Here is a 12,311-nt window from a genome sequence, read left to right as displayed (position 1 = left end):
GTCCGTTTGCGTTGTTGGGTGGGCGCTTCGCCGTGGGTGTGGAGCGTCGGTATTCGGGAGGGAGCGCCAGATTTGCCGGAAACAGGGTGAAGGGTCCGCGCCCCTGCTGAGACGTCCCCCAGCTGGACCCCGGCCTTCGCCGGGGTACGGGATGGTTTGCCGATCAACGCGCCACCCGCGCCGACTTCCTACCCTTGTGCCTTCTTCGTACCCCGGCGGAGGCCGGGGCCCAGTTGCGGTGATCTGGCGTGGATACGCAACGCGTGCGCTTCTCCTGATTCCACCTGCGGGAACCCCGCCGCCCCTACATCAGCCCCTTGGCGCGCAGGCTGGTATGGCCTTGGGTGCCGATGACGATGTGGTCGTGCACAGCAATGTCGAGGTGCCTGGCCGCCTGCATCACGATGCGTGTGAGGTCGATGTCGGCGCGGCTGGGGGTCACGTCCCCGCTGGGATGGTTGTGGACCAGGATGATCGCCGCCGAGCCGAGCTCGATCGCGCGGCGGATCACTTCGCGCGCATAGATGGGCGCCTGGTCGATCGAGCCCTCCGCCACGAGTTCGTCGCGGATCAGCATGTTGCGGACGTTGAGGTGCAGGACGCGCACCCGCTCGATGCTGTGATAGGCCATTTCGGCGTGCAGATAGTCGAGCACCGCCTGCCAATTGGACAGCACCGGCCGCGCCGCCATCTCGCCGCGCAGCATGCGGATTGCCGACGCATGGGCGATCTTGAGCGCGGCGACGGCGGTGTCGCCCATCCCCGGCACGCGGGCGATGGCGCGGGGATCGGCCGACAGCAGCCCGCCCAGCCCGCCGAACTCGTGCAGCAGCGCCTTGGCAAGCGGCTTGGTGTCGCGGCGCGGGATGGCGAGGGCGAGCAGATACTCGATCAGCTCATGGTCGAGCAGCGCCTCGCCGCCGTCGTCGAGCAGCCGGCCGCGCAGCCGTGCGCGATGGCCGGTGCCGTCGGTGCTGGGCCCAGGCGGGGCGGATGCGTTCATGGCGCGTTGAGGCTAGGCGGTGCAGACGCCGGGTGCAATCGTGGTGCTTGACCCGTCCGGAGGGGGCCGTAACGATCGCTGGCGATGGGAGAGTGGCAATCCGCGTGACGCCCGGGAAGACCGACACGCCGGATGACCTGCCCGGGCGGCGGCGCTGGTCGCGTCGCAGGCGCGCGGCGCTGGCGGTGGCGCTCGTCCTGCTGCTGGCGCTGGTCGCGCTGTGGTTCAACCGCCGTCCGATCGCCGACAGCTTCGTGCGCCGCGCGCTGGCCGACCGGGGCGTGCCTGCCCGCTACAAGATTTCCGACCTGAGCTTCGGCCGCCAGCGGCTGACCGACGTGGTGATCGGCGACCCCCGCAACCCGGATCTCGTCGCCGACTGGGCGGAGCTGCGCACGCGCATGACGCTGCGCGGGCCGGAGGTAACGGGCGTGCGGGTGGGCCGGGTGCGGCTGCGCGGGCGGCTGGTCGACGGCAAGGTGTCGCTGGGCGCGATCGACAAGCTGATGCCGGCCCCCTCGGGCAAGCCGTTCGCGCTGCCCGAACTCGACGCGCAGATCGGCGACGCACGCATGCGGCTGGAGACGCCGGGCGGCGTGGTGGGGCTGAAGCTCACCGGCAGCGGGCGGCTGGACGACGGGTTTTCGGGCAGTCTCGCGGCGGTGTCCGATCGGCTGGGGATCGGCGATGCGTGCACGGCCGGGCAGCTGCGCGCGGCGGTGGCGATCCGGATCGCCGACGCTCGGCCGACGATTGAAGGGCCGGTGCGGGCCGGGTCGCTTGCGTGCGGCGACACCCGCCTGGCGGGGCTTGCCACTCGTATCGACCTGACGCTGGGCGAGCGGCTGGATCGCTGGCAGGGGCGCGCCGAGCTTGCCGCCGCCGAGGTGGCGGGCGCCGGCGCCCGGGTGCGCGGCGTGAAGGGCCGCGTCGACTTCACCGGCAGCGCGCGTGACACGCAGGGGCGGGCGGCGCTGGAGAGCGGTGCGTTCGCCGCGGCCGGGATCGGCGGCGAGGCGCTGGCGATCGACGGCCGCTACCGGGTCGGGGCGGAGCAGGCCTTCCAGGGCAATGCCCAGGTGCGCGGCGCTGCGTTGCCGGCCGCGACGCTGCGGCAGGTCGCCGGGCTGGCCGAGGCGGGCGCGGGATCGCCGGTCGGGCCGCTGATGGCGGCGATCGCCAGGGCCGGCGTCGCCGCGGGCCGGCGATTCGACGCGGGCGCAGAACTGGACGCCACAAACGGCGCCAAGGGCGGCCGGGTCGTGGTGCGGCGACTGTCGGCACAGGCCGCGAGCGGCGCGCAGGTCGTGCTCTCGGGCGCCGAGGGCGTCGCCTATGGCTGGCCGGACGGCAGGGCATCGCTCAACGGCACGCTGACGATCGGCGGCGGCGGCTTGCCCGAGGCGGCGGTCCAGCTGGCGCAGGCGCAGCCCGGCGGCGCTGTCACCGGCACCGCGATCGTCCGGCCCTATGCGGCGGGCGGCGCACGGCTGGCGCTCACCCCCGTGCGCTTCACCCGCGCGGGCGACGGCAGCACCCGTTTCGACACCCAGGCGACGCTGAGCGGGCCGCTGGCGGACGGGCGCGTCGACGGGCTGGTGGTGCCGCTGTCGGGGCGCTGGGACGGGGGTGCCGCGGTGGCGGTGAACCCGGACTGCACGACCGTCGCGTGGCAGCGGCTGGCCGTGTCCTCGCTGGTGCTGAACCCTGCACGGCTGCGGCTCTGTCCCACCGACCGGGCGCTGGTGGCGGTCAACCGGGCCGGGCTGGGCGGCGGCGCGCGACTGGGTGCGACGCGGCTTGACGGACGGCTGGGCGGCACCCCGGTGACGCTGGCGATGCGCGGCGGGCGGATGGACCTCGCCCGCCTCGACTTCGCGCTCGAGGGCGTGGAGAGCCGGCTGGGGGCGCCGGAGCGGGTGACGCGGATCGACGCGGGTCGGCTGGAGGGGCGGATTGGGGACGGCAGCGTCGGCGGGCGCTTCGCCGATGCGGCCGGGCAGATCGCCAACGTGCCGCTGCTGCTGTCGGGCGCGGCGGGCGACTGGCGCTTTGCCGGCGGCGTGCTGAAGCTCGCCGGCGGGCTGAAGCTCGACGACACCCAGACCGGCGAGCAGCGGCGCTTCGAAACGATGGCGAGCGACGATGTCGCGCTGACGCTCGCGGGCAACACCATCACCGCGACCGGCACGCTCAAGCATCCTGCCAAGCAGGTGACGGTGGCGACGGTCGCCATCACGCACGAACTCGGGACGGGTGCGGGCACCGCCGACCTCAAGGTGCCGGGCATCGCCTTTGCCGACGACTTCCAGCCCGAGGAGCTGACGCCGCTCACCTTCGGCGTGATCGCCGATGTGAAGGCCGTTGTGTCGGGCGACGGGCACATCGCCTGGAACGGGCAGGGCGTGACCAGCACCGGCACGTTCCGCACCGAAGACGCCGAGCTTGCGGCGGCGTTCGGCCCCGCGACCGGCATTTCGGGCGAGGTCCACTTCACCGACCTCCTGGGGCTGGTGACGGCGCCGAACCAGCTGCTCACCATCGGCGAGGCCAATCCGGGCATCCCGTTCAAGGACGGGCAGCTGCGCTATCGGCTGATCCCGGAGCAGCGCATCCAGATCGAGGGCGGGCGCTGGCCGCTCGCGGGCGGCGAGATGGTGCTGGAGCCGACCGTGCTCGACTTTTCGCCCCAAAAGGACCGGCGCATGACCTTCCGCGTGACGGGGGTGGATGCGGGCCTGTTCCTCCAGGAGTTCGAGTTCAAGAATCTGAGCGCCAGCGGCACCTTCGACGGGGTGCTGCCGATGATCTTCGACCAGCGCGGCGGCCGCATCGAGGGCGGTCGGCTGGTGGCGCGCGAGGGCGGCGGCAACATCGCCTATGTGGGCGAAGTGACCAAGGAGGACGTCGGCTTCTGGGGCAATCTGGCGTTCCAGGCGCTGAAGAGCCTAGATTACCGCAACCTCACGCTGGAGATGAACGGGCCGCTGGCGGGCGAGATGATCACCGCGATCCGCTTTGCCGGCGTGAGCCAGGGCGAGGGCACCAGCTCCAACTTCCTGATCCGGCGGCTTGCGCGGCTGCCGCTCGTCTTCAACGTCCGGATCAAGGCGCCTTTCCGCCAGCTGATCGACTCGGTGCAGAGCTATTATGATCCGGGCCGGCTGATCGAGCGCAACCTGCCCGCGCTGATGGAAGCGCAGGAACAGCAGGGCGGGACGCCCGCGCCGGAGCCAGTGACGCCGGGCGCGACCCGGCCCGTTCAGCCCCCGGAAAGCGACGATAGACCATGAACAACACGATGAGGCGTGCAGATGCATAGGTGGATGGCGGCGGCGCTCGGCGTCGCGACCGTGGCGGCGACGGGCGGGTGCGTGAACGTGAGCGCGCCGGACAAGCCGATCGAGATCAACCTGAACATCAACATCACGCAGGAAGTGGTGTATCGTCTGGATGGCGAGGCGAAGAGCCTGATCCAGCAGAACCCGGGGATTTTCTGATGCGCAACGGAATGAAGATCGTGTTCGCGGCCGCAGCGGCGGTGGCGGTCACCGGCATGGCGGGTGCTGCCTGGGCCCAGCGCGACCCGGCCTATGAGGCTGCGCGCGAGGCCGGCAAGGTCGGCGAGCAGCCCGACGGCTATCTCGGGATCGTCGGCAGTGCCACGCCGGAGCTGCGCGCGCTGGTCAACAGCATCAACATCAAGCGCAAGGCCGCCTATACCCGCGGCGCCAGCAACGGCGCGACCGTGGAGCAGTTCGCCTTTGTGTCGGGCTGCAACCTGATCGCAAAGACCCGGCCGGGCGAGAAGTACAAGGGCCCCGACGGCAGCTGGAAGACCCGCGGCGCCGGCGCGCCGGAGCGCGACCCGCGCTGCGTCTGATCGCCTGAGCCGCCGTTTCCGCGGGAGCGGCGGCGGACCGGCCGCGCTCGGGCGTCTGCGCCCCATTGTCGACCGCCGCTCCGAGGCGTAGATTTCGCGCCGTGCCGCCAAGGCACCGGCCGAAACTGCGGCTGAATGGGGGGAGGGGCGAAATGGCACCGGCGCAGCTGAGTGTGATCTTCTTTTTGCAATTGTTTGCGATCGTCGCGGTTTCCCGCGGCGTGGGCTGGCTTGCCCGGCGCTACCTGGGACAGCCGCAGGTCGTGGGGGAGATGATCGCGGGGGTCATCCTGGGCCCATCGCTGTTCGGACTGCTCGCGCCCGATCTCCAGGCGATGCTGTTTCCCAAGGAAGCACGCGGCATCCTTTACGCCGGCGCGCAGCTGGGCGTGGGGCTCTACATGTTCCTGGTCGGGCTGGGCTTTCGCGCCGATCATTTCCGCAGCAATGCCGGGAGCGCGGCCGCGGTGTCGCTGTCCGGCATGGCGGCCCCGTTCCTGGTGGCAGTCGCGATCACGCCCTGGCTGATCGGCATCCCCGGCCTGTTCACGCCCAGCGTCACCCAGATGCAGGCGACGCTGTTCATGGGCGCGTGCATCGCGATCACCGCCTTTCCGATGCTGGCGCGCATCATCCACGAGCGCGGGCTTTCGGGCACCCCGCTCGGCACCCTCTCGCTGTCTGCGGGCGCGATCGACGATGCCGGGGCCTGGACGGTGCTGGCGGTGGTGCTCGCGACCTTTGGCGACGGGCCGATGGTGGCGGTGAAGGCGATCGGTGGCGCGATCCTGTTCGCCGTGGTCGTGCTGGGCCTGGGGCCGCGCCTGCTGGCGCCGCTCGGGCGCCGGGCGGAAGCGCGCGGCGGGATTGCGCAGGGCGATCTCGCGATCGCGCTGATGCTGTTCCTGGGCGCGGCCTTCGCGATGGACGCGGTGGGCATGCATGCGGTGTTCGGCGGCTTCCTGCTGGGCGTGGTCATGCCGCGCGGGGTGTTTGCCGAGGGGCTGCGCCGCCAGCTGGAGCCGGTGACGGTGGTGCTGCTGCTGCCGATGTTCTTCGCCTTCTCCGGCCTCAACACCCAGCTGACATTGGTCGACAATCTGGGGCTGCTGGGCGTCACGCTCGCGATCCTTGCCGCGTCGGTGCTGGCCAAGGGCGGCGCCTGCTGGGCGGCGGCGCGGCTGACCGGGCAGGACAATCCGACCGCGCTCGGCATCGGTGCGCTGATGAACGCGCGGGGGCTGATGGAGCTGATCATCATCAACATCGGGCTGCAGCGCGGCATCATCGGCCCGGCGCTGTTCTCGATCCTGGTGCTGATGGCGATCCTGACGACGCTGATGGCGTCGCCGTTGTTCGAGCTGGTCTATGGCCGCCGCGCACGCAGCACCGGCGCGCTGGGCACCTTGTCCGAGGAAGAGGGCATCAGCGCGCGCGAGGCGGTCGCCGCGCGCTGATGCCGGTCACGGCCGGGGGGCGGCGGTGTCCCCCGGCCGGGCACGGGGCGCGAACTCGACGAACGCGGTCATCGCCGTCCACACGGCCAGGGTCGGCATCAGCTTGGGCGGCAGCGTCGTGCCCGCGGGACCGATCAGCGCCACCACCTGCGGCAGGCAGGCGATCCCGACCGCGGTGTAGACGAAATAGACGAGCAGCCGCTTGCTGGACGAGATGTAGAGGATGCTGATCACGATCGCGGAGCACAGCACCAGCACCAGCGTGAAGCCGGCGGTCTCCAGCGTCTCGGTGCCTGCCAGGACGAAGCCCAGCACCGCCCCGAAGAAGATGTTGATCCCGTTCAGATTGGCCCGATATTCCTCGTCGGTCATGCGGGCGCCCTCGAACAGGCGCCTGGCGAGTTTGCGCACGGCTTGCTCCCCCCGAATTCCCTTTTGCAGAACATTGCCCGAAGCCGCCGGCTTGGCAACGCGCAAGCAGCGCGCGGGGCCCTGTTGCAGCGATGCTGCACGCGTGCCGCAGCAGGCGGTGCAGAACTGTTACAAAGGTTGACTTGAAACGCACCCCTTCCTAAACGGGCGCCGCCTTGGCGGGGTTGCTCGCCGTACATGCGTTCCTCCCCCGAACAATGCTTTAGGAGAGGATGGCGCATGGCGGAAAACGGCCCCGGGCAGGACCCTTATGGTTCCGAGGATTCGCGTCTCACGTCGCTGGAACAGCGGCTGAAACAAGCGAATCATGCGGAGGCCGTGCGGACGGGGCGTGCGAAGGCGGGGGTCGATCGGAATTATTCGCTCGGCAACCGCGTGCTCGCGACGCTCCTCGGGTCCCTTGTCGGCGGCGCGCTGATCGGCTGGTTGCTTGACCGCTGGTTCGGAACGTCGCCCTGGCTCCTGCTCACGCTGCTTGCCCTTGGGGTAGGCGCCGGGTTCAGGAACATCATCAAGATTGCTGGCGAGCGCCCGGAATAACCCGGGCGTTCGTCGTATTGGCGGTTGGAAGAAACGTGGCGCAAGGCGGATCCAAGATCGACCCGATGCATCAGTTCCTGATCGAACCCGTGTTCGGTCAGAGCTGGAACCTGTTCGGGTATAATATTGCCTTCACCAACTCCGCGCTGTGGATGGTCGCGACGCTTGTCGTCCTGTGGCTGTTCATGCTCGGCGGCATGAAGGGGCAGACCGTCCCCGGTCGCTGGCAGATGGCGGTGGAGAGCTTCACCGGCTTCATCGGCGACATGCTGACGGCGAACATCGGGCCGGAGGGCAAGCGCTTCCTGCCCTATGTCTTCTCGCTGTTCATGTTCATCCTGATCGCGAACATCCTGGGCCTGCTGCCGTTCGGCCTGGTCCCGGGCGTGCATCCGTTCACCGTCACCAGCCACCTGACCGTCACCGGCGTGCTGGCGATCATCAGCTTCGCGCTGGTGCTGATCGTCGGCTTCTCGCGCCACGGCCTGCACTTCTTCTCGCTGTTCGTGCCGCACGGAACGCCCTGGTGGCTGCTGTGGCTGATCCCGGTGGTCGAGCTGTTCTCGTTCCTGGTGCGCCCGTTCAGCCTCGGTCTCCGACTGTTCGTCGCGATGACGGCGGGCCACATCCTGCTGAAGGTGCTGGCGGGCTTCGTGATCAACGGCCTCAATGCAGACGCCGTGTGGGTCGCGCCGCTGGTGGCCATCCCCAGCTTCATCCTGATGATCGGCATCACCCTGCTCGAGCTGCTGGTGTGCGCCATCCAGGCTTACGTGTTCGCGCTGTTGACGTCGCTCTACCTGAACGACGCCGTCAACCTGCACTGATCTTTTCAACCAAACAGATACCCAACAGGAGTTTTATCATGGACGCAGAAGCCGCAAAGCTGCTCGGTGCCGGTCTCGCAGCCATCGGTGCGGGCCTTGCCGCACTCGGCGTGGGCAACGTCTTCGCCAAGTTCCTCGAAGGCGCGCTGCGCAACCCGGGTGCCGCCGACGGCCAGCAGGGCCGCCTGTTCATCGGCTTCGCCGCCGCCGAGCTTCTGGGCCTGCTCGCGTTCGTCGTCGCGGTGCTGCTGATCTTCGTCGCGTAACTTCTTTTCGTGACCGGCCGTCGCCCATGCGGGCAGGCGGCCGGTGACGGAAGCACACGCGAACGAACGGGAACCACCATGCCGCAAATCGAACAGATCGCTGCGACCTATGCCTCGCAGATCTTCTGGCTGCTGATCGTGTTCGGCCTGATCTATTTCGGGATCGGGCGGGGCATGGTGCCGAGGATCCAGGGCACGGTCGAAAAGCGCGACGCGCAGATCGCCGACGACCTCGCCGCCGCCACGCGCGCCGGCCAGGAAGCCGACGCGACCGAAGAGGCATGGCGCACCCGCATGGCGGAGGCCCGCCAGGCTGCGCTTGCCGAAACCAACGCCGCCAAGGCGAAGGCGACCGCCGACGCCGCCGAGCGTGCCAAGGCTGCCAATGCCGCCATGCAGGCCCGCCTGGATGCGGCCGAGGTCGAGGTCAACCAGGCCCGTGCGAGCGCGCTCGCCAGCCTGGAGGACGTCGCCGCCGACGCCGCCCAGGGCATCGTCGCCAAGCTGGCGGGCATCGAGGTCAGCCGCGAGGCTGCCGCCGACGCCGTCCGCAAGGCGGTGACCCATGGCTAATGTGAACGGATCGACGATCGTGGCCGAACGACTGGACCATGCCGCGGCGCTGGAGCCGCTGGAGAAGCAGCCGATCCGCGGTGAGGACGGGCTGACGGCCGAGCCGATGCACAGCACCGGCGTTCCGGATCAGCATCACGAGCCGAGCCCCACCGCCTGGGGCATGGATTCGACCGGTTGGGTGGCGGTTGCCGCCCTGCTCACGATCCTGCTGCTGGTGTGGCGGCGTGCGCACAAGGGCATCGCCGGCGTGCTGGACACGCGGATCGCGACAATCCGTACCCAGCTCGACGAGGCCAAGCGCCTGCGTGCCGAGGCCGAGGCGCTGAAGGCCGAATATGCGCTCAAGGCGCAGCAGGCCGAGGCAGAGGCAGCGGCGATGCGCGAGCACGCCCATGCCGAGGCGGCGGCCATCGTCGCCAAGGCCGAGGCCGACGCGCAGGAACTGACCAGCCGTCGCGCAAAGATGGCCGAGGATCGCATCGCTGCGGCCGAGCGCCAGGCGATCGCCGAGGTGCGCGCCAAGGCCGCCGACGCGGCTGCCAAGGCGGCGGCATCGCTGATCGCCGAGCGGCTGGGTACCGAGGGCGACCGCACGCTGATCGACCGCACCATCGCCGGTCTGGGCGCGGGGCTCGGCCGACCGCACTGATCTAAAGACATGGGCGGGGACCCCGGTCCCTCCCACAGCCTGACAGGGGCGCCGCTTCTCGGGTTTCCGGCGGCGCCCTTTTCCTTTTCCAGAGCCCAGGAGTGTTTCTCATGGCCTGGATCATCCTGGGCATCGCCGTCGTCACCGAGATCTGCTGGGCGCTGAGCCTGAAGTGGGCGGGCACGCAGGCGACGATCGCCGCCTCGTCGGTGCCGATCATCCTTTCCTTCGTGAACATGGGCCTGCTGGCGCTGGCGATGCGCGGCATCCCCGCGGGCACCGCCTATGCCGTGTGGACCGGGCTCGGCGCGGTGGGCGTGATCATCGGCGGCTCGGTGCTCTTCGGCGACCGCATCGGGCCGATGCAGGCGTTCTTCATGGCGCTGATCGTGATCGGTGTGGTCGGCACGAAGCTGTTCGCGCGGGTTTGAGCCTGCGGGGGTAGGCGCCGTATCCCCGCGCACGCGGGGACCCAGGGCCAAGCAGAACCACTGGCGGTAGCGTGCGGTACCCTGGGCTCCCGCCTTCGCGGGAGCACGAGGGCGGCGCAACATCCCGCCCCTTGTTTGTACCCCGGCAAAGGCCGGGGCCCAGTTGGGGGACAGACGGGAGGGTGCGTGACCTCGCCGAAGCCTTCCCGACTGGGCCCCGGCCTCCGCCGGGGTACGGCTGGTCGGCGCAAGGCTGAGTTGCCCGACCTCAACGCTAGCGGGGGAGGGTGAGACTCCCTAGATCGGCACGCAATGTCCGATCCCAATTCTCCCAGCCGATTCAACGAGGAAAAGGCCGCCTACACCGTGCGCGGCGGCACCGATGCGCCCGACCTGGAGGCGGGCGTCGCGGCGATCCGCAACGTGCTCGCGACGCTGCCGGTGCGGCCGGGCGTGTACCGCATGCAGGATGCGCGCGGCGACGTGCTGTACGTCGGCAAGGCGCGCGCGCTGAAGAACCGGGTGGCGAACTATACCCAGGTGTCGCGGCTGTCGAAGCGGCTCCAGCGCATGGTGTCGCAGACGCGGTCGATGACGATCGTCACCACCAACAACGAGGCGGAGGCGCTGCTGCTCGAGGCGCAGCTGATCAAGCGCTATCGCCCGCCGTACAACGTGCTGCTGCGCGACGACAAAAGCTTCCCCTTCATCCTGCTGCGCGCGGACCATGATTTCCCGCGCATCCAGAAGCATCGCGGCGCGCGGCGTGCCAAGGGCAACTACTACGGCCCGTTCGCGAGCGCCGGGTCGGTTACCCAGACGCTCAACGCGCTCCAGAAGCTGTTCCTGCTGCGCAGCTGCACCGACAGCTTCTTCCGCACCCGCGACCGCCCGTGCCTGCTGCACCAGATCAAGCGCTGCTCGGCGCCCTGCGTGGGCCGCATCGACGAGGCGGGCTATGCCGAGCTGGTCGGCGACGCCAAGGACTTCCTGGCCGGCAAGTCGACCAAGGTTCAGGCGAAGCTCGGCGAGCAGATGACGGCCGCCGCCGAGAACATGGACTTCGAACTGGCGGCGGTGCTGCGCGACCGGCTGAAGGCGCTGACCTTCATCCAGGGCAGCCAGGCGATCAACGCCGATGGCGTGGGCGACGCCGACGTGTTCGCGCTGGCGTGCAAGGAAGGCACGATCGGCATCCAGGCCTTCTTCATCCGCGGCGGGCAGAACTGGGGCCATCGCAGCTTCTTCCCGCAGCACACCAGCGACGTGCCCGAGGACGAGGTGCTCGCGAGCTTCCTGATGCAGTTCTACGAGGAGGTGCCGCCGCCGCGGAACGTGTTCGTCGACCGCGAGCTCGCCGAGGCCGAGCTGCTGGGCGAGGCGCTGGCCGAGCGGGCCGGGCACAAGGTGGCGCTGTCGGTGCCGCAGCGCGGGCCGCGCCGCCGGCTGCTGGAGCAGGCACAGCGCAATGCGGTCGAGGCGCTCGACCGGCGCAATGCCGAGTCGACCACGCAGGCCAAGCTGTTGCGCGAAGTCGCCGACCTGTTCGAGCTGCCTGAGCCGCCCGACCGCATCGAGGTGTACGACAACAGCCACATCCAGGGCACCGCTGCGCTGGGCGCGATGGTGGTCGCGGGGCCGGAGGGGTTCCGCAAGGGCCAGTATCGCAAGTTCAACATCCGCAACAAGGACACGGTGCCGGGCGACGACTTCGCCATGATGCGCGAGGTGTTCCAGCGCCGCTTCGCCCGCGCGCAGGCCGAGGACCCGGATCGCGATTCGGGCGAGTGGCCCGATCTGGTGCTGATCGACGGCGGGCGCGGGCAGCTCAACGCCGCGCGCGAAGTGCTGGAGGATCTGGGCATCGAGGACGTGTGCTTGGTCGGCGTCGCCAAGGGGCCGAACCACGGTCGCGAGGGACGCGAGGTGTTCCACCTGATGGACGGGCGCGAGTTCACCCTGCCGGTCAACGCGCCGGTGCTGTTCTACCTCCAGCGACTGCGCGACGAGGTCCACCGCTTCGCGATCGGCGCGCACCGGCAGAAGCGCGCCAAGGCGATGGGCGCGAGCCCGCTCGACGAGGTGCCGGGCATCGGCCCCGCGCGCAAGAAGGCGCTGCTGATGCACTTCGGCACGGCCAAGGCGGTGCGCGGTGCGAGCCTCGCCGATCTGCAGAAGGCGCCGGGCGTGTCGGCCGCGGTCGCGCAGCAGGTGTACGACTTCTATCACGCGCGGTGAGGCGCGTGT

13 protein-coding genes are annotated in these 12,311 nt (G+C 69.9%); 11 read left to right on the top strand and 2 right to left on the bottom strand.

Annotated features, from left to right (window positions below; genetic code table 11):
* Positions 1–304 precede the first annotated feature (304 nt).
* Positions 305–1,003 carry a RadC family protein gene (radC, locus tag ABDZ92_RS02390; RefSeq protein WP_125959030.1) on the bottom strand — a complete coding sequence of 233 codons (699 nt, stop codon included), beginning with the start codon at positions 1,001–1,003 and terminating at the stop codon, positions 305–307.
* A gap of 92 nt (positions 1,004–1,095) precedes the next feature.
* On the opposite strand from radC, the gene ABDZ92_RS02385 reads away from it, so the two are divergent.
* The 4 genes from ABDZ92_RS02385 to ABDZ92_RS02370 all read left to right on the top strand — a co-directional run bounded on the left by ABDZ92_RS02385 (position 1,096) and on the right by ABDZ92_RS02370 (position 6,343).
* Complete coding sequence (locus ABDZ92_RS02385) at positions 1,096–4,296, top strand: intermembrane phospholipid transport YdbH family protein (protein WP_241211691.1); 3,201 nt, start codon at positions 1,096–1,098, stop codon at positions 4,294–4,296.
* A gap of 21 nt (positions 4,297–4,317) precedes the next feature.
* Positions 4,318–4,503 carry a YnbE family lipoprotein gene (locus ABDZ92_RS02380; protein ID WP_241211690.1) on the top strand — a complete coding sequence of 62 codons (186 nt, stop codon included), beginning with the start codon at positions 4,318–4,320 and terminating at the stop codon, positions 4,501–4,503.
* A complete protein-coding gene (locus ABDZ92_RS02375; RefSeq protein WP_125959027.1) occupies positions 4,503–4,886 on the top strand; it encodes a YdbL family probable chaperone protein in 384 nt (127 codons plus the stop codon). The genes ABDZ92_RS02380 and ABDZ92_RS02375 overlap by 1 nt, the downstream gene beginning before the upstream one ends.
* 152 nt (positions 4,887–5,038) lie before the next feature.
* Positions 5,039–6,343 carry a cation:proton antiporter gene (locus tag ABDZ92_RS02370; RefSeq protein ID WP_125959026.1) on the top strand — a complete coding sequence of 435 codons (1,305 nt, stop codon included), beginning with the start codon at positions 5,039–5,041 and terminating at the stop codon, positions 6,341–6,343.
* A gap of 6 nt (positions 6,344–6,349) precedes the next feature.
* On the opposite strand, the gene ABDZ92_RS02365 is transcribed toward ABDZ92_RS02370, so the two are convergent.
* Complete coding sequence (locus tag ABDZ92_RS02365) at positions 6,350–6,754, bottom strand: hypothetical protein (RefSeq protein ID WP_206432113.1); 405 nt, start codon at positions 6,752–6,754, stop codon at positions 6,350–6,352.
* 240 nt (positions 6,755–6,994) lie between these two features.
* Here ABDZ92_RS02365 and ABDZ92_RS02360 point away from each other — a divergent pair, with 240 nt between their 5' ends.
* The 7 genes from ABDZ92_RS02360 (at position 6,995) to uvrC (ending at position 12,302) form a co-directional block, all read left to right on the top strand.
* Positions 6,995–7,315 (top strand): AtpZ/AtpI family protein, encoded by a 321-nt coding sequence (locus ABDZ92_RS02360; protein ID WP_125959025.1) that lies wholly within the window; start codon positions 6,995–6,997, stop codon positions 7,313–7,315.
* 35 nt (positions 7,316–7,350) lie between these two features.
* Positions 7,351–8,142 (top strand): F0F1 ATP synthase subunit A, encoded by a 792-nt coding sequence (locus tag ABDZ92_RS02355; RefSeq protein WP_125959024.1) that lies wholly within the window; start codon positions 7,351–7,353, stop codon positions 8,140–8,142.
* Positions 8,143–8,180: 38 nt separating this feature from the next.
* Positions 8,181–8,408: a F0F1 ATP synthase subunit C gene (locus tag ABDZ92_RS02350; protein ID WP_055927075.1), complete on the top strand. Its 228-nt coding sequence runs from the start codon at positions 8,181–8,183 to the stop codon at positions 8,406–8,408.
* Between the two features lie 78 nt (positions 8,409–8,486).
* Entirely contained in the window at positions 8,487–8,981 is a 495-nt protein-coding gene (locus tag ABDZ92_RS02345; RefSeq protein ID WP_125959023.1) for a F0F1 ATP synthase subunit B family protein, read from the top strand.
* Positions 8,974–9,633, top strand: a complete 660-nt coding sequence (locus tag ABDZ92_RS02340; protein WP_125959022.1) for a F0F1 ATP synthase subunit B family protein — start codon at positions 8,974–8,976, stop codon at positions 9,631–9,633. Before ABDZ92_RS02345 ends, ABDZ92_RS02340 begins: the two co-directional genes overlap by 8 nt.
* Before the next feature lie 110 nt (positions 9,634–9,743).
* On the top strand, positions 9,744–10,064 hold the full coding sequence (locus ABDZ92_RS02335; protein WP_125959021.1) for a DMT family transporter: 321 nt from the start codon (positions 9,744–9,746) through the stop codon (positions 10,062–10,064).
* 312 nt (positions 10,065–10,376) lie between these two features.
* On the top strand, positions 10,377–12,302 hold the full coding sequence (gene uvrC / locus ABDZ92_RS02330) for an excinuclease ABC subunit UvrC (RefSeq protein ID WP_125959020.1): 1,926 nt from the start codon (positions 10,377–10,379) through the stop codon (positions 12,300–12,302).
* Positions 12,303–12,311: the final 9 nt, after the last annotated feature.

Origin of the sequence: Sphingomonas molluscorum, from assembly GCF_039522995.1 — a bacterium.
Taxonomy (GTDB): Bacteria; Pseudomonadota; Alphaproteobacteria; order Sphingomonadales; family Sphingomonadaceae; genus Sphingomonas; species Sphingomonas molluscorum.
The sequence above is the reverse complement of the archived record's forward strand: the minus strand, read 5'-3'. Positions and strand labels throughout refer to the sequence as shown.